Here is a 23,048-nt window from a genome sequence, read left to right as displayed (position 1 = left end):
TCCACCCTGGATGCCCACTGGTACAGAGTTGTGCGAAGTGTAATGGGTCGGATCCCGGAAGGCGAGCAAAGCTGATAATGGAATGTTAAAAACTAGCGGCAGATCACGGCTCAAGCTGTCATAAATTTTGCCATCGGCGTAAAAAACAGAAAATACCACTGATAAAATGCGTTTTAACCTGATAGTTAGTGACTTTAAGCAGATAATTACGCGGTTTACTGTTTGGTTTTTGTTAATTTATGCGTTCCAGGCCGATAAAGCGATGATCGTCCTGAGTCTTGAGCAAGAAACGACCATGAACCCCTTCCTGCCCGACGAAAGGGCGGATTTTATCCAGTCCCAGTTCCAGCGTCAGTCCCTGATCAGAGCGCACCACCAGGCGCCGGGCATGGCCCTGATACATCAGCAGTATCTCGTCTCGCGACAGATGTAATCCGAAGGTGAATTGCTTCATACCCTTGCCCTCCTCTACCACAGTTCAGCTCGCCTCGTCTGGAGGCTGATTCACGACAAACAACAGGGCCGGACATGCGCCCGGCCCTGTTTTTCTTAGCAACAACTTACTGGGCCAGCGCCTTGGCCACCTTCTCGTAGAGATCCCGGGCCAAGTCGGGCAAGGCCTGCAACCGCAGCAGTTCGGTACGGATCAGGCGCTTGCGCTCCTCATCCAGTCGCTTGAACTGGATAAGCGGGGTGATGAGGCGCGAGGCCACCTGGGGATTGATGCTGTTGAGCTCAATCAAGATGTCGGTCAGGAAACGGTAACCCGCGCCATCTCTGGCATGGAACTGCACCTGGTTGCCCATGGCAAAACTGCCGATCAGCGCCCGCAGTCGATTGGGGTTGCGAATGCTGAACATCGGGTGGGCCATGGCCTGCCTGATCTCGCCGAGTACATCGGCGGCGGGCTTGGCACCGACCAGACGCAACCAGTTGTCCAGCACCAGGCCATCTTTGGCCCACTTGCCTTCAAAATCGGCCAGCAGTGCGGCCCGGCATGGTAGCAGATGCTGGTTGGCAATCTGCAGGGCGGTCAGGGTGTCGGTCATGTTGTCCGCCCCCTGGTATTGCTGACGCACCAGCCGATCGGTCAACTCGTCATCCAGACGCGCCAGATAGCCCAGCACCACCCCCTTGAGGGCCCGTTTGGCCATGTCATCGTGGACCACCCGATAACCATCGAGCAGCAGGCTCTGGTAGCTGGCGAGCAGGCGATCGCCAAATGCCTGGGCCAGGGCTGTGCCTATGGCACCCCGCACGGCATGAATGGCGTCGATGTCGGCCACCTCGAACAGCTCGGCCAGAGTAGCCTCCCCCGGCAAGGCCAGGATCTCGGCCTTGAGGGCGGGATCCAGCCCGGCTTCGTCCAGGATGGCCACGAAGGCGGCAACCAGATCCGATGACAGCGTCACCTCTTTCCCCAGCTGATGCGCGGCCACATTGACGATCACCGCCTTGTTGATCAGCATCTGGGCGGCATCCCAGCGGGCAAACTCGTTGCGGGCGTGGCGCATCAGGAAGGCGAGATCCCTGTCGCTGTAGTCATAGTGCAGCTTGACCGGCGCGGAGAAGTCCCGCAGCAGGGAGATCACGGGTTTGGCAGGCACCTGATCGAAGACGAAGGTCTGCTCTGCTTCCAGCACGTCGAGCACGTTGCCGATGGCCTTGCCCCGGTTCTGCAGCGGGATCACCGCACCCTCGGCATCATACAACTCGATATCGAGGGGGATGTGCAGCGGCAGCTTCTGGGGTTGATCCTGAGTCGGCGGCGTGTGCTGGCTGACATGGAGGCGATAGACGCCGGTGGCGGCATCATAGTCGTCACGGACTGTCAGCTCAGGGGTGCCGGACTGACTGTACCAGCGGCGGAAACGGGTCAAATCGACCCCGGAGGCATCCTCCATCGCCTGCACGAAGTCGTCGCAGGTGGCGGCCGAGCCGTCGTGACGCTCGAAGTAGAGGCCCATGCCGGCCTGGAAGGCAGCTTCCCCCAACAAGACATGCAGCATGCGGATCACTTCCGAGCCCTTCTCGTAGACGGTCAGGGTGTAGAAGTTGTTCATCTCGATCACCACATCCGGGCGGATCGGGTGGGCCATGGGGCCGGCATCTTCGGCAAACTGGGGGCCGCGCACGGTGCGCACGTTGTTGATGCGGTTGACACCGCGCGAGCCCAGATCCGAGGAGAACTCCTGATCCCGGAACACCGTCAGTCCCTCTTTGAGGCTGAGCTGGAACCAGTCGCGGCAAGTGACTCTGTTGCCGGTCCAGTTATGGAAGTATTCGTGCCCTATGACCCGCTCGATGCCGTGATAGTCGCTGTCGGTCGCGGTCTGCGGATTGGCCAGCACGAACTTGGAGTTGAAAACGTTGAGTCCCTTGTTCTCCATGGCACCCATGTTGAAGAAATCCACCGCGACGATCATATAGATGTCGAGGTCGTATTCGAGGCCGAAGCGCTGCTCGTCCCAACGCATGGAGTTGATGAGGCTCTCCATGGCAAAACCGGCGCGGTCCAGGTTGCCCTTGTCGACGAAGATCTCGAGGGCCACCTCGCGCCCGCTCATGGTCACGAAGTGATCGCGCTGCACGTCGAAGTCACCGGCCACCAGGGCAAACAGGTAGCTGGGTTTGGGGAAGGGATCCTGCCACTGCACGAAGTGGCGGCCGCCATCCAGATTGCCGCTCGCCACCTTGTTGCCGTTGGAGAGCAGATAAGGGAATTTCGCCTTGTCGGCGGTGATGCGGGTGCTGTAGCGGGCCAGGATGTCGGGCCTGTCCAGGTAATAGGTGATGCGACGGAAGCCCTCCGCCTCACACTGGGTGCAATAGGCATCACCAGACTTGTAAAGTCCCTCGAGGGCCGTGTTGGCGGCGGCATCCAGGTCGGTGACTATGGTCAACACGCACTCGGCGGGCAGGTTGCTGAGCCGCAGCTGGTTGTCGGTCAGCTCATACTGCTCACAGGCTACCCCGTCGATGCTGATGCTCACCAGATGCAGATTTTCGCCATCCAGGATCAGGGCTTCATTGTGCTCGCCGTTGCGGCGGACTCGGGAAATGGCGGTGACCCGGCACAGGGGTTCCTCGAGCTGAAAGTCGAGATCTATGCTGTCGATCCAATAGAGAGGGGCTTGATAATCCTGGCGATATTTGGCCGTCATGGCCTGATGGTGATCGGTCATTATTATGTGCTTCCACGCTTGTTATGGGCGTAACGAGGCTGTCACAAGCCCATCCTTGGGTCAAATGGTTTACATTCAGGCAAGAAAAAGGGCGACTGTGATGTCGCCCTTTTCGTTATAGCTATGGGTCACTAACCGCGTTTTGGCTCCATCTTGACCAGGTCTGCCGTGATATTGGCAGACTCAAGCAAGAACTCATCCGGCGCCTCAAAATCGGTGGGCAACTCGTCCAGGCTCTTGATGGCAGGCTTGCCCATCCGCGCCAGGCGCTCGTTGGCCCGCAACAAGGCCAGTGCATCTTGCTTGTCCTGCTCGGCGCGGCGATCCGCTTCGTTCAGGGAGAGGGATTTCTTGTCCTTCTCGGCGCGATACTCCTTGATGTCCTGCAACACGTAGGCGAACTCCGGATCTGTCTCGATCCGCGCCTGGTGTGCCGCCGCCAACTTGGGCAACAAGCTGGTGAAGCTACCTATCTTCTGGTAGTCCGCCGAGGCTATCTTGTCCCAAGGCAGGGCGTGGAACTCACGGCTCTCCCCCGTCTCTTCCGGGGTGACCGGGGTCGGGAAGCTGATGTCCGGGGCGACACCCTTGTTCTGGGTGCTGCCGCCATCGATGCGGTAGAACTTGGCGATGGTGTACTGCACGTGACCCAGGGGATGATCGTAGAAGTCATACACCTTGGCCAGGCTGCGATGCTGCTGCACAGTGCCCTTGCCGAACGAGTTCTCCCCCAGGATCAGGGCACGGCCGTAATCTTGCATGGCAGCGGCAAAGATCTCGGAGGCCGAGGCACTGTACCTGTCGATCAGCACCGACATGGGGCCGCCGTAGTAGACTTGACCATCATCATCGCCATTGACCGAGATGCGACCCATGTGATCGCGGATCTGTACCACGGGACCGCTGGCGAAGAAGAGACCGCTCAGGGCAGAGGCTTCGGTGAGGGCACCGCCGCCGTTGCTGCGCAGATCCACCACCAGGCCGTCCACTTTCTGCTTGTTGAGGCTGGCCAGCTCCTTGATGACATCATCGTGCAGGTTGACATAGAAGCTCGGGATCTCGAGTACCCCTATCTTCTTGCCCTCGGCCTTGATCACCTTGGACTTGGCGGCCCTGTCTTCCAGACGCACCTTGTCCCGGGTCAGCTCGACCTGTTCTGTCTTGACGCTGGCACCCTTGCCACGCTGGATCTCGAGGCGCACCTTGCTACCCTTGGGACCCTTGATGAGTTCGACCACGTCATCGAGACGCCAGCCAATCACATCGACCACCTTGCCATCTTCCTGACCCACGCCGACGATTTTGTCATCAGGCTTGAGGTTGTTGGACTTGGCGGCCGGCCCCCCCGGGACCAGGGAACGGATCACCGTGAAGTCATCGTCCGCCTGCAACACGGCACCAATGCCTTCCAGCGAGAGGTTCATCTCGGTGTTGAAGCGATCGGCGTTGCGCGGGGAGAGATAACTGGTGTGAGGCTCGATGGCGCGGGAGAAGGAGTTCATGAACAGCTGGAACACGTCCTCGCTCTCGGTCTGGGACATCCGCTTGATGGCGTTGTTGTAACGCTTGCCAAGCAGCTCCTTGATCTCGGGCCACTCCTTGCCGCTGAGCTTGAGGCTCAGGGCATCGAACTTGACCCGCTGACGCCACAGCTCATTGAGCTCGGCTTCATCCTTGGGCCAGGGCGCCCCTTCCCGGTCAAAGATGTATTCATCTTTCTGGGTGAAATCGAAGGGGGTATCGAGCAGTTTGAGGGCGTATTCGAACCGCTCATAGCGCCGCTGCTGACCGAGATTGAACATGTCGTAGGCGGGCGCCAGACGACCACGCTCCAGATCGGTATCGAAGCCGTCGCGGTATTTGTCAAACCGGCGAATATCAGAAGCCAAGAACAGGTTGCGACTGAAATCCAGATTCTCCAGATATTTGTCAAAGACAACTTCCGAGAAGGCATCATCCAGCTTGAACTGCTTGTAGTGGGAGCGAGTAAACAGATTGGCAATTCGCTTGCTAGCCGTAGCATGTTGGCTCTCTTGAGCCAACACAGGCAAATCACTTTCCTTGAGCACCGGCTCGATGGCCTGTGCAAGCCCGGCAATAGCCAGGCTACAGGCGACGAGGGAGAAACGAATTACGCCATGCTTCAACATTTGTCTCCTTAGAGAACCAGATGCTCGAATTTGACGCGCAGCATCATGCCGGTCTGCAGCTGAACCTGCACATCATCCTTGGTAATTTCCTTGATGGTCGCCGGGACAGGAGACTTACCCAGTACCACATTGACGGTTTGCTCAACTTTCAGCTCACCCGCCTCGGCCTGACGATACTGCTTAGGAGCAGCGGCAGGTGCGGTCTCGGTCTTGCGCGGAGCAGGACGACGAGGCTTCTTGGGTTTATCTTCGCGCTTGGCATCGGCCTTGGCCTCGCCGGTTGGCTCTTTCTTGTCGTCTTTGGCACGACGGCTGGCGAAGACTTTGTCTTTGCTCTCTTTCAGCGCTTGCTTGGCGTGCTCGATATGCTCTTCGGTCAACAATTCGCCCGGGTTACCATCGAGGTCGACGCGAGCCTGGCCAGCTTTGAGGCCGTGCAGGTAACGCCAGCTGGAAGTGTATTGACGCAGAGCAGAGCGCAGCATGGTCTTGGAGACCCTCTCGTCGTCAGCAAGACGCGCTGCCAGATCCTGGAAGATGCCAATCTTGAGTGGCTTGGCCTCTCCTTCTGCGATGAAGCAGGCCGGGAATTTCTCGACCAGGTAGGCGACGATCTCTTTACTGTTCTTCAGCTTTTCAGTGTTTTCCATGTATAACCTTGGCTTTCATATAAACGCACGGGCAACCCCGGGCACAACAAAGGCCCCATTATAGAGAGCTTGGGACCTTTTGCGAACCATCTCGCACTTAACTTACAGCAGGCGTTCCAATATTTTGACCGTTTCTTCCAGTCCAAGCCGGTCAATTTGGTCAAAACGGTTGAAAACGGGACTGTCAATATCCAATACCCCGATGATGACACCCTCACGACGCAGCGGGATCACTATCTCCGAATTGCTGGCCCCATCGCAGGCAATGTGCCCTTCGAATTGATGAACATCATCGATGAGCTGTGTCTCGCCTGTTGCCACCGCAGTGCCACAGACCCCGCGGCCAACCGGGATCCGTACACAGGCGGGCTTGCCCTGGAAGGGCCCCAGTACCAGGGTCTCTCCCTGCAACAGGTAAAAACCGACCCAGTTGATCTCGGTCAGTTCCTGATTGAGCAGGGCGCTGAGGTTGGCGAGAGTGGCGACAAGATCCGGCTCCCCTTCCAGCAGTGCCTGGGCCTGCTGGTTGAGCAGTCGATAAAAGTTTTGTTTTTCAATCATGATGAAATGGTCTTGATTCCCTTAATAATCAGAGCAAGGTACCGCCCTGCCTGAAAAATTCAAATTAAATTTGCGACAGCTCCCCCTAACGGGTCACCGAGAGCGCCATCTGCTGGCGCTGGCCATTGCTCCATTCAATGGTAAGCAGCCACACCATGCGGTGGCTGGTGCAGGCCCCCACCTGCGTGCTGGCCTGCCACTGCCCCTCCCCTTGCTGGCTGAACAACACCGGGATGCGGCCCATGAACATCTCCTGCCCCTCCAGCCAGCTTTTGATGGGTGTCACCCCCGAAGCCACCCCACTGAGTTGCAACTGGAAGTCATGTTCGGGGTGAATGGGTTGGTCCTCAAGTGACACTGTCAGCGACGAATCGGCGATGGTGGCGCGGCAGGGGCTGTGGGACAGATCACAGATCTGATCATTTTTCTGGCTGTCCGAGGCGGCTGGCGCCCCATCAAACCAGGTGCGATAGGCCATCAGCCCCAGCAAAATGGTCATCACTATGAGTAGATGAGCAAATTTGCGTGAAGTCAGTCTCTCTTTCATTAAAAAACAACCTTGTAAGCTAACTTTTAAATGCCATTTTCGTGATCTTACTCATGGTAAAAACGACACGATGCGACTCCGGGCGGAGCCAAATATATCACTGTTTATACTGTTATTTTACCTGCCGGTTCAGTATCATTCCCATCGAATTTTTCATTTAGCTACTTTTTGCTTTTCCTTTCGTTAACAGACATTAACAACCGGAAGGCAGTCGCTGATGAATTTAGTTGTCAGTCCTTGTCACAGGACAAAAATCAAACAACAGCAGCATCGGAAGCGGAATACAACGATGAGCCATACAACAAACCACCCTGAGTACAACTACAAGGTTGTCCGTCAGTTCACCGTCATGACTATTGTCTGGGGAATTGTCGGCATGTCGGTAGGGGTACTGATTGCAGCCCAACTTATCTGGCCTGCCCTCAACTTCGATACCCCCTGGCTGACCTACAGCCGCCTTCGCCCCCTGCACACCAACGCGGTTATCTTCGCCTTCGGTTGCAGCGCCCTGATGGCGACCTCCTTCTACGTGGCACAGCGCACCTGCCAGACCCGGCTATTTGGTGGCCCCTTGGTCGGCTTCGTGTTCTGGGGTTGGCAAGCCATCATCATCGCCGCTGCCATCTCCCTGCCCATGGGGTACACCAGCTCGAAAGAGTACGCCGAACTGGAGTGGCCCATCGACATCGCCATCGCCGTGGTCTGGGTCTCTTACGCCATCGTCTTCTTTGGCACCCTGATGAAGCGCACCACCTCCCACATCTATGTGGCGAACTGGTTCTTCGGCGCCTTCATCATCACGGTGGCCGTGCTGCACATCGTCAATAACCTGGAGATCCCGGTCAGCGGAATGAAGTCCTACTCCGTCTACTCGGGCGCCACCGATGCCATGGTGCAGTGGTGGTATGGCCATAACGCGGTCGGCTTCCTGCTCACCGCCGGCTTCCTGGGGATGATGTACTATTTCGTGCCCAAGCAGGCCGGTCGTCCGGTCTACTCCTACCGCCTCTCCATCGTGCACTTCTGGGCGCTGATCTCCCTCTACATCTGGGCCGGTCCGCACCACCTGCACTACACGGCGCTGCCTGACTGGGCACAGTCATTGGGGATGGTGATGTCCCTCATCCTGTTCGTGCCCTCCTGGGGCGGCATGATCAACGGCATCATGACCCTGTCCGGCGCCTGGCATAAACTGCGTTACGATCCGGTGCTGCGTTTCCTGATCGTCTCGCTGTCGTTCTATGGCATGTCCACCTTCGAAGGCCCCATGATGGCCATCAAGACCGTCAATGCCCTCTCCCACTACACCGACTGGACCATAGGCCACGTCCACTCCGGCGCCCTGGGCTGGGTTGCCATGATCTCCATCGGTGCCGTCTACCACCTGATCCCTAACCTGTTCGACCAGGGGCGGATGTACAGCGTGCGCCTGATCAACATCCACTTCTGGCTGGCCACCGTCGGCACCGTGCTCTACATCGTCGCCATGTGGATTTCCGGCGTGATGCAGGGCCTGATGTGGCGTGCGGTCAACGATGACGGCACCTTGACCTACAGCTTCGTGGAGGCACTGCAGGCTTCCTATCCCTTCTACTTCGTGCGCTTCCTGGGTGGCTGTTTCTTCGTCACCGGTATGCTGCTGATGGCCTACAACGCCTATCGCACCATTACTGCGCCCAAGGGTTCCCTCGAACCCATCGCGCAGCCAGCCTGATCTGAAGGGGTTAAAGCATGAGCAATAATAATCGTCACGAAATCTTTGAAAAAAGCGTCCCCATGCTGGTGATAGGCATCATCTTTGCCATCAGCCTGGGAGGCCTGGTCGAGATCACGCCGCTGTTCTTCCAGAAGCAGACCAATGAGCCGGTGGAGGGCCTCAAGGCCTACACCGCCCTGCAGATGGAAGGTCGTGATATTTACATCCGCGAAGGCTGTACCGTCTGTCACAGCCAGATGATCCGCCCGTTCCGCGCCGAGACCGAGCGTTACGGTCACTACTCGGTCGCCGGAGAGAGCGTCTGGGAGCACCCCTTCCTGTGGGGCTCCAAGCGTACCGGCCCGGATCTGGCCCGGGTCGGCGGTCGTTACTCCGATGACTGGCACCGCGCTCACCTGATCAACCCGCGCGACGTGGTCCCCGAGTCCAACATGCCGAGTTTCCCCTGGCTTGAAACCAATGTCTTGAGCGGCGAACTGACCGGCAAGAAGCTGGCGCTATTCCGGGATCACTTCGGTGTGCCCTATACGGATGCAGACATCGAGGGTGCCAAGGACGCGGTGAAAGGCAAGAGTGAGCTCGATGCCCTGATCGCCTATCTGCAATCACTGGGCCATGCCTTGAAATAAGGAGTATGGAAATGGATTACGGCACTTTTCGCGGACTCTACACCCTGCTGCTGATGCTGATGATGTTTGGCATCATCGGCTGGGCTTACAGCAAGCGCCGCAAAGCCTCCTTTGACGAGGCCGCCAACCTGGTTTTTGCCGACGACGAGCAACCCAGTGCTGATAACAAGAACGCAGGAGCGAAGCAATAATGAGCACTCTGTTAAGCATTTTTGTGACCTTGGTGTCACTGGGTACCATAGTGGGCTGCTTCTTGCTGCTCATGTGGTGTCGCAATGACAAGATGGGTGTCGAAGAGGGCCAGTCCATGGGCCACGCCTTCGACGGCATCGAAGAGCTGAACAACCCACTGCCCAAATGGTGGACCTACATGTTCCTCTTCATGATAGTGATTGGGCTGCTCTACCTGCTCGCCTTCCCGGGACTGGGTAACTGGAAGGGGCTGCTGGGCTGGCAGAGCTCCCACCAGGACATCCGCTCCCTGGCGCAAGGCAAGGCCGCCGCCGAGGCTGCCAAGAGCAATGGCAGTGCGGTCGAGTATGACCGTGAGCTGGCCAAGGCGGATGCCGTCTACGGCGCCAAGTTCAAGGAGTTGGCCTATCAGGCCGATGGCAAGACCTATAAAGCCATCGAGGAGATAGCCGCCGATCCTGAGGCTCGCAAGGTTGGTCAACGCCTCTTCTTGCAAAACTGCGCCCAGTGCCATGGCTCGGATGCCCGCGGCGGTCGCGGCTTCCCGAACCTGACCGATGCCGAATGGCAGTGGGGCGGCAAGCCGTCCGACATCAAGACCACCATCATGAATGGCCGTCAGGGCATCATGGCAGCCTGGGGAGATATCCTGGGCAAGGATGGCGTCAAAGAGGTGGCCTCCTATGTGCTGAACCTGTCCGGTCGCAAGGTCGACATGGTGGAAGCCAAGAAAGGGGAGACACGCTTCGCAGTGTGCGCCGCCTGCCACGGCCCGGATGCCAAGGGTGGCACCGCCTTTGGCGCCCCGGATCTCACCAACACCACCTGGCTCTATGGCGGTTCCCGTCAGGTCGTCGAGGAGACCATCACCCATGGTCGTCACGGCGTGATGCCAGCCTGGAAAGATATCCTGGGTGAAGACAAGGTGCAGCTGCTCGCCTCCTATGTGTACGGTTTGTCCCACACTGGCGAAAGCGCGCAATAACAGCAGTAACATGTGATAAACACGTGATTACTCAGCAAAAAGCCTCGACTCTTCGAGGCTTTTTGTTATCTTGTTTTGTCTAAAAATCCTCAGTTTCGTTAATCATAGGTTTCGGTAGCACTATGACTCAACCCTGGTATCGCCAATTCTGGCCCTGGTTCATCATCGCCCTTCCCGCCACTGTCGTCGTCGCCGGCATTGCCACCGCCATCATTGCCAGCAAGGATGGGGTCAATCTGGTGGCGGAGGACTATTACAAGCAAGGGAAAGAGATCAATCAGGATCTCAGCAAGTTTGACCGTGCCGAGGCGCTCAACGTCCACATCGCGTTGAACCTTCAGGAGAGCGAACTGACCCTCAAGCCGGTGAGCGGCGATCTGGTCCCCAATCAGGCCCTGCGCCTTTCTCTGTTCCACCCGACTCTGGCGGGTCGTGACAGCGACTATCTGCTCACCAGCGATGCCAGCGGCGTCTATCGCTTGCACCTCGACCAACCCCTCACCGGCAAGTGGCATATCCGGGTCGATGCCTTCGACCATGAGTGGCGCTTGCAAGAGACAGTACATTTCCCCCTGGCAGCGCCGGTCGAACTCGATCCCAAGGGACGCTAGTCATGACGGGCTGTTTCCACTGTGGCGAGCCGGTACCTGCCAACAGCCAGTATGCCTTCGAGATAAAAGGCATTCTCCGCCCCATGTGCTGCCCTGGCTGCCAGGCCGTGGCCCAGACCATCATGGAGTGCGGCCTCGCCAGTTATTACGAACACCGCACCGCCCCCGGCGCCAAGGGGGAGCTGATCCCCGCCGAACTGGCCGCCCTCAGCCACTATGACTTGGCCGAGGTACAGCAGGAGTTTGTCACCGACTCCGGGACGCTGCGGGAGATCCAGCTCAGTGTCGAAGGGCTCAGCTGCGCCGCCTGTGCCTGGCTCATCGAACGCCATCTCAACACTCTCGATGGCTTGAGCTACATCGTGGTCAACAGCACCACCCACAGGGCCCGCATCAAGTGGGATCCCTTGCAGCTCTCCCTGAGCGACATCCTCAAGGGGTTCGCCCGGATAGGCTATCGCGCCTACCCCTTCCAGACCCATCAACAAGAAGCCCTCTATGCCCGCGAGGTGAAGAGCTACCTCTATCGCATGGGATTGGCGGGTCTGGGGTCCATGCAGGTGATGATGTGCGCCGTAGCCCTCTATATGGATCTCTTCATCAGTGTCGAAGAGGAGTTCATGATCTACTTCAAGTGGATAAGCCTGCTTCTCTCCACCCCCATCATGATCTACTCGGCCCAGCCATTTTACCTGGGCGCCTGGCGCAGCCTGCGCCAAGGGCAGCTCTCCATGGATGTGTCGGTATCCCTGGCGCTGATCGGTGCCTTCGTCGCCTCCATCTGGGCCACCGTCTTCAACACCGGTGAGGTCTATTACGACTCCATCACCATGTTCGTCTTCTTCCTGCTGCTCGGCCGATTTCTCGAGTTGCGGGCCAGGCGCAAGGCCTCGGAGTCGAGCTCCAACCTGGCACGTTTGGTACCCATCATGGCAACCCTGGTCGATGAGCAGGGCGACCATGAGGTGGCCGCCAAGACCCTCAAGGTAGGGGACAGCGTGCGGGTGCTGGCCGGTGCCACCCTCCCCGGCGATGGCATCATCGTCGAGGGAGAGGCCAACGTGAACGAGGCCATGCTGACCGGAGAGCAGTTACCCCTGTGCAAGCGCCGTGGCGACACCGTCTATGCGGGCACCATCAATACCGACGCCCCGCTGCTGGTGCGGGTCAATCAGCCCATCGCCCAGTCTCGTATCGCCCAGATCATGCGCCTGCAGGATGAGGCACTCATCGACAAACCGGCCATCGCCGAGCTGGCCGATACCCTCTCCCGCCACTTCATCCTGGTGTTGCTGATCATTGCCGCGCTGGTCTGGACTTACTGGCACCTCCATCAACCGGATCAGGCCTTCTGGATAGCCCTGGCGGTCCTGGTCGCCACCTGCCCCTGCGCCTTGTCGCTGGCCACACCGACCGCGCTCACCTCGGCCACGGCCCACCTCACCCGCACCGGCATATTGCTGCGCCGCGGCCATGTGCTCGATATCCTGACCCGGGCCAACCGGGTGGTGATGGACAAGACAGGCACCCTCACCACCGGGGAGGTGCGCCTCGCCGCCATCCAGCTGCTTGGCAATCAGGATGAGGCTCGCTGCCTGGCCATCGCCCGGGCGTTGGAGTCCCAATCCGAACACCCCATCGCCCGCGCCTTTCGCGCCCCGGGAGAGGTACTGCTCGCCACTCGCGACATCCAGCCGGTGATCGGCCACGGCGTCGCCGGCCTCATTGCCGGGCAGTCCTATCGACTCGGCAGCGCCCGCTGGCTTGGTATTTCACCGGATGAAGAGGTGCCAGGCCTGAGCGTTTATCTTGCCGATGACAAGGGCCCCCTCGCCCGCTTCTTGTTGGAAGACAGCCTGCGCCCGGATGCCCTGGCCCTGATCCAGGCCTTCAAGGCCGCCGGGCTCAAGACCACCATACTCACCGGCGATGGTTCCGCTCAGGCCGACGAGGTGGCACGTACCCTGGGGGTGGACGAGTTGGTGAAGGGCGTGACCCCGGATGGCAAGCTGGCTTATCTCAAGGCGTGCGAAGCGAGGGGTGACATCAGTATCATGGTGGGGGACGGCATCAACGACGCCCCCGTGCTGGCCGGGGCGCACGCCTCTTTTGCCATGGCGGGGGGCACGGATCTGGCGAAAAACAGTGCCGATGCCATCCTGTTGGCCGATGATCTCACCCGCATGCTGGAGGCCCGCACCCTGGCGCTGCGGACCCGCAGGATCATCAAGGAGAACTTCGCCTGGTCCATCGGTTACAACCTGCTGGTATTGCCCCTGGCGGCCAGCGGCTGGCTGCCCCCCTATCTGGCGGCGGCAGGGATGTCCCTGAGCTCCCTCATTGTGGTCACCAACTCCATGCGCCTGAACCGGTGAAGGAGATTGCCCATGCAAATGCAGTTTCACGACTCACTGCGTCAAGCAGGATCTTGGCTGACAACTCGTTTACCATGACCCCGGCCACTCCCATCGCAAGGCTTGCCCCATGAACATCATCTTCATTCTGATCCCCATCGCCATCCTGTTCGTGGTCATCGCCGTGTTCGTCTTCTTCTGGGCCATACGCTCGGAGCAGTTCGAGGATCTCGATCGCCAGGGCTCCAACATCCTGTTTGATGAAGACGCCACGTCAACCACAACCAGCAAGCGCCCATCCGATGACCACCAACCTTGATCTGCTGGGGGCTCTGCTGGTCGGACTCGCCGGGGCAGGCCACTGCATCGGCATGTGCGGCGGTGTCTCGGCTGCGCTCTCCATGGCCATTCCGCCAGCGCAGCAGCATTTCACAGGCCGGCTCAGCTATCTGCTCTATTACAATCTGGGTCGCATCCTCAGCTATGTGATGGCTGGCGCCCTGGTGGGCGGTCTGCTTGCCACCACGGGGGAGTTGGGGGCGGGCAAGCAGGCTCTGCTCTATCTGCGCTTGTTCGCCGGGGGGCTCATGATAGCCCTGGGGCTTTATTTGGCTGGCTGGTGGCAGGGAATATTGCTGCTCGAGCGGCTCGGCGCCCGGCTCTGGCCCAGGCTCAGGCCACTGGCAGGCAAGTTCCTCCCCTTCCGCCATCCACTCCAGGCGCTGCCTTTTGGCATGGTGTGGGGTTGGCTGCCCTGCGGCCTGGTCTATTCCATGCTGACCTGGAGTGCGGCGGCAGGCTCCGCCACCAAGGGCGCCCTCATCATGCTCTGTTTCGGCATAGGCACACTGCCCACCCTGTTTGCCCTGGGTGGCCTGGCGGACAGACTGCGATATTGGCTCACCCTGCGCAGCCTGCGTCTCACCGGCGCTTTGCTGTTGATTGCCTATGGTCTGCACACCCTCTGGGTCGGCCTGGCATCCCTTTGAAACCCTATCCAAAATGGATGGGTTGGTGGTAGACTTGATTGATATAAATCAATTATTCAAATGAGCCTATGATCCCGGACAAGAAACCTGGCAGACGTATTCAGAGCGGTGGCTGTGCAATTCATTGCCAGGATTGCAGCATCAGCCAGCTCTGCATTCCCTTCAGCCTCAATGACAGCGAACTGGATCAGCTCGACAGCATCATTGAGCGCAAGAAGCCTATTCAGAAAGGTGAAGAGCTGTTCAAGGCTGGCGACGAGCTGAAATCCCTCTACGCCATCCGCTCCGGGACCATCAAGTCTTACACCATCACAGAGCAAGGGGACGAGCAGATCACCGCCTTCCACCTCGCGGGTGATCTGGTCGGGTTTGATGCCATCAACAAGCACATCCATCCCTCCTTCGCCCAGGCGCTGGAAACGGCCATGGTGTGCGAGATCCCCTTCGATGTCCTCGACGATCTTTCCGGCAAGATGCCCAAGCTGCGCCAGCAGATCATGCGGTTGATGAGCAACGAGATCATGGGGGATCAGGAGATGATACTGCTGCTCTCCAAGAAGAATGCCGAGGAGCGCCTCGCGGCCTTCCTGAGCAACCTCTCCCAGCGCTTCTCCGAGCGTGGTTTCTCCGCCAAGGAGTTTCGTCTCTCCATGACCCGGGGCGACATCGGCAATTATCTGGGGTTGACCGTCGAGACCATCAGCCGGCTGCTGGGTCGCTTCCAGAAGTCAGAGCTCATTGCGGTCAAAGGCAAATACATTACCGTGCTCAATCACAATGCCCTCGCCACCATGGCCGGCACCCCTCGCCAGCCCTGCGCCTGATCACAGACTCTTCTCTTGCGCCGGATCAAGTTGACCCCAATAATTTGATCCGGCCCACGTCATTACTGCTTCTCCTACGCTAAGCTATAAAAGCTAAAGGCCTGTCATCATTGGTCTTTTGTCCAAGGAGGAGCCCATGGTCAAGTACCGAAAAATCCTGGTAGTTATCAACCCGGAACAAGAGCGCCAAATTGCACTCGAGCGCGCAGTCAAAGTAGCCGAGCTGGAAACAGACGCACAGCTGACCCTGTTATTGACCATCTACGACTTCTCGTATGAGATGACCGCCATGCTCTCGAGCGAGGAGCGTGACGAGATGCGCGCCGGCGTCATCAGTCAACGTCAGGAGTGGCTGGACGAGATCCTCACCCCCTATCGTGCCAGGGGCATGCAGTGTGAGGTCAAGGTCATCTGGCACAGCCGTCCCTTCGAGTCCGTCATTCAGGAGGTGCTCAACGGCAAACATGATCTGGTGGTCAAGGCGACCCATCACCACAACTTCCTGCAGACCTTCATCTTCACCCCCACCGACTGGCATCTGCTGCGCAAGTGCCCCTGCCCGGTATTGTTGGTAAAAGAGGGTCATTGGCAGCGGGGCGGCAATATCATCGCCGCCATCAACTGTTCGAGTGATGACAAGGAGCAGCAGGATCTCAATGATCGCATCACGGAGGAGGGGATGGGGGTCGCCGACCTGCTCGGCGCCAGCCTCTATCTGGTCAATACCTTCCCTGGCACCCCTGTCAATGTCGCCATCGAGCTGCCCGAGTTCGATCCCCACGCCTACAACGAGGCGATCCGCCGGCATCATGAGTCCCTGCTGCTCGCCCATGCCGACAAATATCAGATAAACCACCTCTGGACCAAGGTCGCCGAAGGCTTGCCCGAAGAGGTGCTGCCGGATCTGGCCGAGGAGCTCAAAGCGAGTCTGATGATCATGGGCAGCGTTGGCCGTACCGGCCTCTCGGCCGCCTTGCTCGGCAACACGGCCGAGCAGGTGATAGACCGCTTGCCCTGCGACATCCTGATCCTCAAGCCGACCGACTATCAATGCCCGGTCGAGACGAAGTCGAGCCAACCGTAACGCATCCTTGCCCTCCCCCGGGACATGGCTATAATAAGCCGCTTATTTTTGTCCCGGGTTTGAGGTCATGGTGCAAGAGCTGAACACCAAAGATAAATACAGTTTCAACAAGCTGCAGAAGCGCCTCAGGCGCAACGTAGGTCAGGCCATCGCCGACTTCAACATGATTGAAGAGGGTGACAAGGTGATGGTCTGCCTCTCTGGCGGCAAGGACAGCTACGGTATGCTCGACATACTGCTGAGCCTGCAGGCCAGTGCCCCCATCCATTTCGACCTCATCGCCGTCAACCTGGATCAGAAGCAGCCAGGCTTCCCAGAGCACATACTGCCCGCCTATCTGGCTGAGCTGGGTGTTCCCTTCGAAGTGGTCGAGGAAGATACCTACGCCATCGTCAAAGAGAAGGTGCCCGAAGGCAAGACCACCTGCGCCCTCTGCTCACGACTGCGTCGCGGCATCCTCTATCGCCGCGCCCTGGAGCTGGGTTGCACCAAGATAGCCCTCGGCCATCACAGAGACGACATTCTCGAGACGCTGTTCCTCAACATGTTCTACGGTGGCAAGCTCAAGTCCATGCCGCCCAAGCTGGTGAGTGACGATGGCAAGAACGTGGTCATCCGCCCCCTCGCCTACTGCAAGGAGAAGGATCTGGCGCGCTACGCCGAGATCAAGGAGTTCCCCATCATTCCTTGCAACCTCTGTGGCTCCCAGGAGAACCTGCAGCGCAAGGCGATCAAGCAGATGATGCAGGATTGGGATCGCCGCTTCCCGGGCCGTATCGAAACCATGTTCACCGCCATTCAGGATGTGGTGCCGAGTCACCTGCTCGATCACAAGCTGTTCGATTTCAAGAGCATCAACCGCGACTCCGGCATCATAGATGGCGGCGACAAGGCATTCGATCCCCCCGAGCTGCCGACGGCTCCCCTGCTCAACATCGACGAGATGGACAGGCTGGATGTGATTGAGGTTCGCTAGGCGCGGCCCTTGGCACTCACGCTGTTTCAGAGCAGCATCAGCCTGTCAAAAAGGAGCGCCGAGGCGCTCCTTTTTTACTCTCACAACTCACCGGGCCATGGTCAGCCCTTGTGCAACCAGGGAGTGAGCCGGATCAGTTCACCATTGGGTTGCAGGGTGCCCCCTTCGAACGCAGACAGCTGGGCATTGCCCAGCAGCAGAGAGCCCTCTTTCCAGGGCAGAGCCAGCTGCTCACTCCCCTTGTCCAGATAGGCGGTGCCGCTCACAGGTGCAAGGGATACCCGCACGCCAGCCACCTCGGGCAGAAAGTGTTTGCCGACCATACCCGCCATCTTGTCGAGCAGGGCCTGCATGTCCCGCTGGGCGGCCGCGATCTCGCTCAGGGCAACCCGCCCTTCACTGTCAGGCTTGAGACTGGCCATCACCTGTACCGACAGATCGCAGCGCTCATGGGGCGCGTCCATCTCGAGCAGCACCTTGCCCTTGTCGAGATAGACCTGCTCATCAAACGGCAGAGTCAGGCCACCGTCGGCTGCGACCTCCGCGGGCCTGTCCCTGTTGTCGCTGTGGATGCGTACCGACTGCGCCAGACAGGGTTGCCCCGTCTCCGAGTCCCGCAAATAGAAACCGAGTCTGGCCAGGCCGAAGTCAGCCTTGCGCTCCGTCTTCATATGGCCATAGAAGGTGCCGTAATCGAGCACCAGGGATTGCGCCAACAGCGGCGCTGGCAGCAAGGCTCCCCCCACCATCAGGCACGTTAAAAGCCTTTTCATGTCAAATCCTTATGCATTGAAATGATCCGCCGCCGTGGGCGCCTCGCTCACTTCCACCGCGACGCCGCACAGCTCCCGGTAGAGGATGCCTTTGCAGTTGAAATAGAGGGGGGCTACCCAGATAAGCCCCAATCCCATGGGGATCATGGCCAGCAGGCAGAGTCCCAGCATGATGCCGTGGAGCAATAACAGCGAGGGCCAACCGCGCGCAAACACCTTGAGCGACACCAGGATCGCCTGAGCCGGACTCAGACCCCGCTCCAGCACCAGCGGCACGGTAAACAGCAATCCCATGCCAACCAATGCGGAGGGGATAAGGGCCAGCATCATGGGCAGTCCCAACAGATCGAACAGGGGGCCAAACAGACTGGTCAACAGGCTGCCGAGCAGGCTGAGCAAGGCTAGACGCAGAAAGTGACGGAAGAAATCGAACACCTGGCTGGCGCGGGCCCGCACCCCGATCGCCTGCTGCAGCCCCAGCATATCGAGGGCCGAGCTCATGGGTGCCATCACCACTGTGATCAGCAAGCTGATAAACATGGCGCTATCGAGGCCCTCCTTCTCACTCTCGAGCAAGGGGGCGAGCAGCACATTGCTGAGCAGGATCCAGATTGCCATGACGCCCATGATGGCCAGCAACATCCCCAATCCATTGCTGCGGGTCTGTTGCCAACTCTCTTGCAGTATTGCCCTTACATCGAGCCGATACCCTTTGCTCATGGACTCCTCGAGAGAGCCGCCGATCCGCATTCTATTACTCAATTGACTATCCAACATCGAAAACCACTGATCCAAGGTGGCACATTATAGCGATTTGACCGGGCATGCGTAGCCGTTTTTCCTGTTATCTGCCGTTCATAAAGCCATTGATTTCACAGGCCAACGGCCGAGCGGCTCACCATTTTGACCGTTCGATGATCAGCCAGATTAATGGTGTTCGTCAGCGCCGACTTGGCCCCTGCCCGGCATGGGGGTAGCATGCCCAAGACCCATTTGATGGTCGGCGTCCCCCAGCCTTGTGCGCCCAGCCCCCTAACCCAAGGAGAACAGCAATGTCTGAACTGACCCTCTATCTCGCCCCCGGCACCTGTGCCATGGCGGTACGTATCGCCCTGGTGGAAGCCGGTGCCCCACACCAGATCAAGCAGCTTGATCTCGCTGCCGGTGAGCAGCGCAGCCCAGAGTATCTGGCCATCAACCCCAAGGGGCGGGTGCCGGCTCTGGTCACCGAGCATGGCGTCTTGACCGAGACCCCGGCCCTGCTGCTCTATGTGGCGCAGCGCTTCCCAACCGCGAAGCTGGCACCACTGCAGGACTTTTTCCTGCTGGCCAGGATGCAGGAGGTCAACCTCTTCCTCGCCGCCACCCTGCATATCTCCCATGCCCACGGGCGCCGTGGCAGCCGCTGGGCCGATGACGAGCATGCCATCGCCGCCATGAAGGCCAAGATGCCGCAAAACATGCGCGATGGTTTCGCCGAGATAGAAAACCACTATCTGGTCGGTCCCTGGGTGCTGGGGGAGCAATTCAGCCTGGCCGATATCTATCTGTTCGTGGTGGCCAGCTGGCTCAAGAGCGATGGCGTGGCCATCGATGAATTTCCCAAGGTGGCGGCGCACAGTCGCCGGATGCTGGCCCGCTCTGCCGTGCAGCAGGCACTTGCCATCTGATCCCCAGCGCGGGAGCCTGCGTGCGGGCACCCGCTTTTTCACCTCGAATCCCCCACCATTGAGATCGTTTTCACACTTTCGTTACTGATCACTGGATCCAGCAACGATTAACGCCTACCTTCCACCCACCACGCAACCGGTTGCGTAACCGGTTGCCTACTTCAACACAGAGACGCAGGCTCTCGCCTGATGAGGTGCTGTATGAAACGAGGCAAGCTGCTCAATGCCCCCCTGAGCGCCCTGGTGGCCCGGATGGGGCATACCGACGAGATAGTGGTGTGCGACGCCGGACTCCCCATTCCCCTGGGCCCGGAACGTATCGACCTGGCGCTGATCCCCGGCACCCCGAGTCTGGAAACCGTGCTCGGCGCCCTGCTCACCGATCTGGTGGTGGAGCGAGTCCTGCTCGCCAGCGAACTCAAATCGGTCAGCCCCCTCACCCATCAGGCGCTGCTCGATCAGCTGGAGGCCCATGCGCGGGATCAGGGCAAGCCCATCACCATCGACTACCTCTCTCACGAGGCGTTCAAAATCCGTAGCCAGGCCAGCAAGGCGATAGTGCGCAGCGGCGAGGTCACTCCCTACGCCAACCTGATCCTCTGCGCCGGCGTCGCCTTTTGACTGCCCAAGGAGCCAAGATGAGCACAACCCCTATCCCCATCCTCGAGCTTGGCGGCATCGTCAAGACCTTCCCCGGAGTACGGGCCCTCGACGAGGCGGGGCTCAAGGTCTATCCCGGTGAGGTGATGGCCCTGCTCGGCGAGAATGGGGCGGGTAAATCCACCCTGATGAAGGTGCTGACCGGCATCTATCAGGCCGACAGCGGCACCCTCAGTTATCGCGGTCAGCCGGTACGTTTCAAGGGGCCCCGCGACTCCCAGGATCAGGGGATCAGCATCATCCATCAGGAGCTGAACCTGCTGCCGGAACTCTCCATCGCCGCCAACATCTTCCTCGGCCGCGAGCCCCGCACCCGCTTTGGCAACATTGACCATGGCCAGTTGCGTGCTCGCGCCGGCGCCCTGCTGCAGCGGCTCGGGGTCAAGCACAGGCCGGACACCCGGCTCGGCAACCTCTCCATCGGCGAGCAGCAGATGGTGGAGATAGCCAAGGCCCTGTCGTTCGATGCCAGCGTCATCATCATGGACGAGCCCACCGACGCCCTCACCGACACAGAGACGGCGCAGCTGTTCACCGTGATCCGCGAGCTGCGCGCCCAGGGCTGCGGCATCGTCTACATCTCCCATCGTCTCAAAGAAGTCTTCGAAATCTGTGACAGGGTCACGGTACTGCGCGATGGCAAGTGGATTGGCGAGCAGCCGGTGAGTGAACTCGACGAAGACAGGATCATCGAGATGATGGTCGGCCGTCGCCTGGAAGAGCAGTACCCGCGTCTTAGCCGCGATCTTGGCCCCGTCAGCCTGATGGTCGAGGGCGTGGCGGGCCCCGGGGTGCGCGAGGTGAGCTTTACCCTGCATCAGGGTGAGATCCTCGGCTTCAGCGGCCTGATGGGATCAGGGCGCACCGAGCTGATGAAGCTCATCTATGGCGCCAGCCCTCTGAGCGCCGGCCAGGTCGAGGTCGACGGCCAGCCCCTCCGGCCCCGCAGCCCGGCCGATGGTCTGGCCGCGGGCATTGCCTATATCTCGGAGGATCGCAAGGGTGATGGCCTGGTGCTGGAGTTATCGGTACGGGAGAACATGAGCCTGTGCGCCCTTGGGGAATTCAACAAGGGCGGCCGCATCGACGGCAAGGCCGAGCGTCAGGCGGTAGAGGACTATGTGCGTCTGTTCAACATCAAGACCCCGAGCACCGAACAGCTCATCAAGCTGCTCTCCGGTGGCAACCAGCAGAAGGTGGCCATCGCCAAGGGGCTGCTCACCCGTCCCAAGGTGCTGATCCTCGATGAGCCGACCCGCGGCGTCGACGTCGGCGCCAAGAAAGAGATCTACCAGCTCATCAACCGCTTCAAGCAGGAGGGGATGAGCATCATCCTGGTCTCCTCCGAGATGCCGGAAGTGCTCGGCATGAGCGATCGCATCCTGGTGATGCACGAGGGGCGCATCAGCGCCGAATTTGATACCAAAGACGCCAATCAGGAGAAGCTGATGGCGGCGGCGGTCGGAAAACAGTGGCAAGTAGCACAAGAGGCGATTTCATGACAACCCAGACCCTGACCCGCACCGGCTTCCTGAGCAAGCAGTGGTGGATAGAGAACAAATCCCTGGTGGCGCTGCTGGTGCTCATCGGCGTGGTCTCCTTCTTGAGCCCCAACTTCTTCACCGCCGACAACCTGCTCAACATACTGCGCCAGACCTCGGTCAACGCCATCATGGCGGTCGGCATGACGCTGGTCATCCTGACCGCCGGCATCGATCTGTCGGTCGGCTCAGTCCTGGCTCTGTGCGGCGCCCTGGCCGCGACCATGGTCGCCATGGAGCTGCCCATCGCCCTGGTCATCCCCCTCACCCTGGGGGCCGGTGCCCTGCTCGGCGGCGTCAGCGGTCTCATCATCGCCAAGGGCAAGGTGCAAGCCTTCATCGCCACCCTGGTCACCATGACCGCCCTGCGCGGCGTGACCATGGTCTACACCGAGGGGCGGCCCATCTCCACCGGCTTCAGCGAAGGATCCGATCACTTCGCCTGGCTCGGCACCGGCTATCTGCTCGGTCTGCCGGTGCCGATCTGGCTGATGGCCATCGTCTTCCTGCTCGCCTGGTACCTGCTCAACCACACCCGTCTGGGGCGCTACATCTATGCCCTGGGCGGCAACGAGTCGGCCACTCGCCTCTCCGGCATCAATGTGGACAGAGTCAAGCTGGCGGTCTATGCCATCTGCGGCGCCCTCTCCGCCCTGGCAGGCCTCATCGTCACCTCCCGCCTGTCGTCGGCACAACCCACCGCGGGCATGGGGTATGAACTCGACGCCATCGCCGCCGTGGTACTGGGGGGCACCAGTCTGATGGGGGGCAAGGGGCGCATCATGGGCACCCTGATAGGCGCGCTCATCATCGGTTTCCTCAACAATGCCCTCAACCTGCTCGACGTCTCCTCCTATTACCAGATGATCGCCAAGGCCAGCGTGATACTGCTCGCCGTGATGATCGACAACAAAAGCAAATAACGACAACCACACGCACCCATAACAAAA

At 59.5% G+C, this 23,048-nt stretch carries 23 protein-coding genes; 15 read left to right on the top strand and 8 right to left on the bottom strand.

Annotated elements, in window-relative coordinates; all coding sequences use genetic code 11:
* Positions 1 to 232: 232 nt before the first annotated feature.
* The 6 genes from BN1130_RS12890 to BN1130_RS12865 all read right to left on the bottom strand — a co-directional run bounded on the left by BN1130_RS12890 (position 233) and on the right by BN1130_RS12865 (position 7,093).
* Complete coding sequence (locus BN1130_RS12890) at positions 233 to 454, bottom strand: DUF2835 family protein (RefSeq protein ID WP_042042453.1); 222 nt, start codon at positions 452 to 454, stop codon at positions 233 to 235.
* Positions 455 to 560: 106 nt separating this feature from the next.
* A complete protein-coding gene (gene pepN / locus BN1130_RS12885) occupies positions 561 to 3,185 on the bottom strand; it encodes an aminopeptidase N (protein WP_042042452.1) in 2,625 nt (874 codons plus the stop codon).
* 131 nt (positions 3,186 to 3,316) lie between these two features.
* Positions 3,317 to 5,335, bottom strand: a complete 2,019-nt coding sequence (gene prc / locus BN1130_RS12880; protein WP_042042451.1) for a carboxy terminal-processing peptidase — start codon at positions 5,333 to 5,335, stop codon at positions 3,317 to 3,319.
* An 8-nt stretch (positions 5,336 to 5,343) separates the two neighbouring features.
* Positions 5,344 to 5,985 (bottom strand): RNA chaperone ProQ, encoded by a 642-nt coding sequence (gene proQ / locus BN1130_RS12875; RefSeq protein WP_042042450.1) that lies wholly within the window; start codon positions 5,983 to 5,985, stop codon positions 5,344 to 5,346.
* Between the two features lie 102 nt (positions 5,986 to 6,087).
* Complete coding sequence (gene msrC / locus BN1130_RS12870; RefSeq protein WP_042042449.1) at positions 6,088 to 6,546, bottom strand: free L-methionine (R)-S-oxide reductase MsrC; 459 nt, start codon at positions 6,544 to 6,546, stop codon at positions 6,088 to 6,090.
* A gap of 85 nt (positions 6,547 to 6,631) precedes the next feature.
* A complete protein-coding gene (locus tag BN1130_RS12865; protein ID WP_042042448.1) occupies positions 6,632 to 7,093 on the bottom strand; it encodes a hypothetical protein in 462 nt (153 codons plus the stop codon).
* 289 nt (positions 7,094 to 7,382) lie between these two features.
* Here BN1130_RS12865 and ccoN point away from each other — a divergent pair, with 289 nt between their 5' ends.
* From ccoN to ttcA, 11 genes are all read left to right on the top strand, one after another.
* A complete protein-coding gene (ccoN, locus tag BN1130_RS12860; protein ID WP_042042447.1) occupies positions 7,383 to 8,807 on the top strand; it encodes a cytochrome-c oxidase, cbb3-type subunit I in 1,425 nt (474 codons plus the stop codon).
* A 17-nt stretch (positions 8,808 to 8,824) separates the two neighbouring features.
* Positions 8,825 to 9,439: a cytochrome-c oxidase, cbb3-type subunit II gene (gene ccoO / locus BN1130_RS12855; RefSeq protein ID WP_042042446.1), complete on the top strand. Its 615-nt coding sequence runs from the start codon at positions 8,825 to 8,827 to the stop codon at positions 9,437 to 9,439.
* A gap of 11 nt (positions 9,440 to 9,450) precedes the next feature.
* Positions 9,451 to 9,630: a cbb3-type cytochrome oxidase subunit 3 gene (locus BN1130_RS12850; protein ID WP_042042444.1), complete on the top strand. Its 180-nt coding sequence runs from the start codon at positions 9,451 to 9,453 to the stop codon at positions 9,628 to 9,630.
* Positions 9,630 to 10,616 (top strand): cytochrome-c oxidase, cbb3-type subunit III, encoded by a 987-nt coding sequence (gene ccoP, locus BN1130_RS12845; RefSeq protein WP_042042443.1) that lies wholly within the window; start codon positions 9,630 to 9,632, stop codon positions 10,614 to 10,616. The genes BN1130_RS12850 and ccoP overlap by 1 nt, the downstream gene beginning before the upstream one ends.
* Positions 10,617 to 10,738: 122 nt before the next feature.
* Positions 10,739 to 11,227 carry a FixH family protein gene (locus BN1130_RS12840; protein WP_042042441.1) on the top strand — a complete coding sequence of 163 codons (489 nt, stop codon included), beginning with the start codon at positions 10,739 to 10,741 and terminating at the stop codon, positions 11,225 to 11,227.
* 2 nt (positions 11,228 to 11,229) lie between these two features.
* Positions 11,230 to 13,602: a heavy metal translocating P-type ATPase gene (locus tag BN1130_RS12835; protein WP_042042440.1), complete on the top strand. Its 2,373-nt coding sequence runs from the start codon at positions 11,230 to 11,232 to the stop codon at positions 13,600 to 13,602.
* Between the two features lie 109 nt (positions 13,603 to 13,711).
* Positions 13,712 to 13,900, top strand: a complete 189-nt coding sequence (gene ccoS / locus BN1130_RS12830) for a cbb3-type cytochrome oxidase assembly protein CcoS (RefSeq protein WP_042042439.1) — start codon at positions 13,712 to 13,714, stop codon at positions 13,898 to 13,900.
* The gene (locus tag BN1130_RS12825; RefSeq protein ID WP_042042438.1) at positions 13,884 to 14,570 is read left to right on the top strand and encodes a sulfite exporter TauE/SafE family protein; all 687 of its coding nucleotides are present in this window, start codon (positions 13,884 to 13,886) and stop codon (positions 14,568 to 14,570) included. The genes ccoS and BN1130_RS12825 overlap by 17 nt, the downstream gene beginning before the upstream one ends.
* Before the next feature lie 68 nt (positions 14,571 to 14,638).
* Positions 14,639 to 15,394, top strand: a complete 756-nt coding sequence (gene fnr, locus BN1130_RS12820) for a fumarate/nitrate reduction transcriptional regulator Fnr (RefSeq protein ID WP_042042437.1) — start codon at positions 14,639 to 14,641, stop codon at positions 15,392 to 15,394.
* A gap of 136 nt (positions 15,395 to 15,530) precedes the next feature.
* Positions 15,531 to 16,478, top strand: a complete 948-nt coding sequence (uspE, locus tag BN1130_RS12815) for a universal stress protein UspE (RefSeq protein ID WP_042042436.1) — start codon at positions 15,531 to 15,533, stop codon at positions 16,476 to 16,478.
* A gap of 67 nt (positions 16,479 to 16,545) precedes the next feature.
* Complete coding sequence (gene ttcA, locus BN1130_RS12810; protein ID WP_042042435.1) at positions 16,546 to 17,454, top strand: tRNA 2-thiocytidine(32) synthetase TtcA; 909 nt, start codon at positions 16,546 to 16,548, stop codon at positions 17,452 to 17,454.
* 101 nt (positions 17,455 to 17,555) lie between these two features.
* On the opposite strand, the gene BN1130_RS12805 is transcribed toward ttcA, so the two are convergent.
* Together BN1130_RS12805 and BN1130_RS12800 are read right to left on the bottom strand one after the other, a co-directional pair.
* On the bottom strand, positions 17,556 to 18,227 hold the full coding sequence (locus BN1130_RS12805; protein WP_042042434.1) for a DUF2987 domain-containing protein: 672 nt from the start codon (positions 18,225 to 18,227) through the stop codon (positions 17,556 to 17,558).
* A 9-nt stretch (positions 18,228 to 18,236) separates the two neighbouring features.
* On the bottom strand, positions 18,237 to 18,977 hold the full coding sequence (locus tag BN1130_RS12800) for a DUF2189 domain-containing protein (protein ID WP_042042433.1): 741 nt from the start codon (positions 18,975 to 18,977) through the stop codon (positions 18,237 to 18,239).
* Between the two features lie 302 nt (positions 18,978 to 19,279).
* Between BN1130_RS12800 and BN1130_RS12795 the strand changes: the two genes are divergently transcribed.
* From BN1130_RS12795 to rbsC, 4 genes are all read left to right on the top strand, one after another.
* Entirely contained in the window at positions 19,280 to 19,897 is a 618-nt protein-coding gene (locus tag BN1130_RS12795) for a glutathione S-transferase family protein (RefSeq protein WP_042042432.1), read from the top strand.
* Positions 19,898 to 20,098: 201 nt separating this feature from the next.
* On the top strand, positions 20,099 to 20,518 hold the full coding sequence (gene rbsD / locus BN1130_RS12790; RefSeq protein ID WP_042042431.1) for a D-ribose pyranase: 420 nt from the start codon (positions 20,099 to 20,101) through the stop codon (positions 20,516 to 20,518).
* 17 nt (positions 20,519 to 20,535) lie between these two features.
* On the top strand, positions 20,536 to 22,059 hold the full coding sequence (gene rbsA / locus BN1130_RS12785) for a ribose ABC transporter ATP-binding protein RbsA (protein WP_042042430.1): 1,524 nt from the start codon (positions 20,536 to 20,538) through the stop codon (positions 22,057 to 22,059).
* Positions 22,056 to 23,021 (top strand): ribose ABC transporter permease, encoded by a 966-nt coding sequence (gene rbsC / locus BN1130_RS12780; RefSeq protein WP_042042429.1) that lies wholly within the window; start codon positions 22,056 to 22,058, stop codon positions 23,019 to 23,021. The genes rbsA and rbsC overlap by 4 nt, the downstream gene beginning before the upstream one ends.
* Positions 23,022 to 23,048: the final 27 nt, after the last annotated feature.

It is taken from the genome of Aeromonas rivuli, assembly GCF_000820045.1.
Taxonomy (GTDB): Bacteria; Pseudomonadota; Gammaproteobacteria; order Enterobacterales; family Aeromonadaceae; genus Aeromonas; species Aeromonas rivuli.
This window is presented reverse-complemented; position numbering and strand designations above follow the sequence as displayed.

Bases quoted from the DNA above. Each gene is read 5' to 3' on its own strand.
- msrC (WP_042042449.1), bottom strand. From the start codon at position 6,546: ATGATTGAAAAACAAAACTTTTATCGACTGCTCAACCAGCAGGCCCAG.
- uspE (WP_042042436.1), top strand. From the start codon at position 15,531: ATGGTCAAGTACCGAAAAATCCTGGTAGTTATCAACCCGGAACAAGAG.
- pepN (WP_042042452.1), bottom strand. From the start codon at position 3,185: ATGACCGATCACCATCAGGCCATGACGGCCAAATATCGCCAGGATTAT.
- prc (WP_042042451.1), bottom strand. From the start codon at position 5,335: ATGTTGAAGCATGGCGTAATTCGTTTCTCCCTCGTCGCCTGTAGCCTG.
- BN1130_RS12795 (WP_042042432.1), top strand. From the start codon at position 19,280: ATGTCTGAACTGACCCTCTATCTCGCCCCCGGCACCTGTGCCATGGCG.
- ccoO (WP_042042446.1), top strand. From the start codon at position 8,825: ATGAGCAATAATAATCGTCACGAAATCTTTGAAAAAAGCGTCCCCATG.
- rbsC (WP_042042429.1), top strand. From the start codon at position 22,056: ATGACAACCCAGACCCTGACCCGCACCGGCTTCCTGAGCAAGCAGTGG.
- BN1130_RS12835 (WP_042042440.1), top strand. From the start codon at position 11,230: ATGACGGGCTGTTTCCACTGTGGCGAGCCGGTACCTGCCAACAGCCAG.
- BN1130_RS12840 (WP_042042441.1), top strand. From the start codon at position 10,739: ATGACTCAACCCTGGTATCGCCAATTCTGGCCCTGGTTCATCATCGCC.
- ccoN (WP_042042447.1), top strand. From the start codon at position 7,383: ATGAGCCATACAACAAACCACCCTGAGTACAACTACAAGGTTGTCCGT.
- BN1130_RS12825 (WP_042042438.1), top strand. From the start codon at position 13,884: ATGACCACCAACCTTGATCTGCTGGGGGCTCTGCTGGTCGGACTCGCC.
- ccoP (WP_042042443.1), top strand. From the start codon at position 9,630: ATGAGCACTCTGTTAAGCATTTTTGTGACCTTGGTGTCACTGGGTACC.
- BN1130_RS12865 (WP_042042448.1), bottom strand. From the start codon at position 7,093: ATGAAAGAGAGACTGACTTCACGCAAATTTGCTCATCTACTCATAGTG.
- rbsA (WP_042042430.1), top strand. From the start codon at position 20,536: ATGAGCACAACCCCTATCCCCATCCTCGAGCTTGGCGGCATCGTCAAG.
- ttcA (WP_042042435.1), top strand. From the start codon at position 16,546: ATGGTGCAAGAGCTGAACACCAAAGATAAATACAGTTTCAACAAGCTG.
- ccoS (WP_042042439.1), top strand. From the start codon at position 13,712: ATGAACATCATCTTCATTCTGATCCCCATCGCCATCCTGTTCGTGGTC.
- BN1130_RS12800 (WP_042042433.1), bottom strand. From the start codon at position 18,977: ATGCGGATCGGCGGCTCTCTCGAGGAGTCCATGAGCAAAGGGTATCGG.
- fnr (WP_042042437.1), top strand. From the start codon at position 14,639: ATGATCCCGGACAAGAAACCTGGCAGACGTATTCAGAGCGGTGGCTGT.
- BN1130_RS12890 (WP_042042453.1), bottom strand. From the start codon at position 454: ATGAAGCAATTCACCTTCGGATTACATCTGTCGCGAGACGAGATACTG.
- rbsD (WP_042042431.1), top strand. From the start codon at position 20,099: ATGAAACGAGGCAAGCTGCTCAATGCCCCCCTGAGCGCCCTGGTGGCC.
- proQ (WP_042042450.1), bottom strand. From the start codon at position 5,985: ATGGAAAACACTGAAAAGCTGAAGAACAGTAAAGAGATCGTCGCCTAC.
- BN1130_RS12850 (WP_042042444.1), top strand. From the start codon at position 9,451: ATGGATTACGGCACTTTTCGCGGACTCTACACCCTGCTGCTGATGCTG.
- BN1130_RS12805 (WP_042042434.1), bottom strand. From the start codon at position 18,227: ATGAAAAGGCTTTTAACGTGCCTGATGGTGGGGGGAGCCTTGCTGCCA.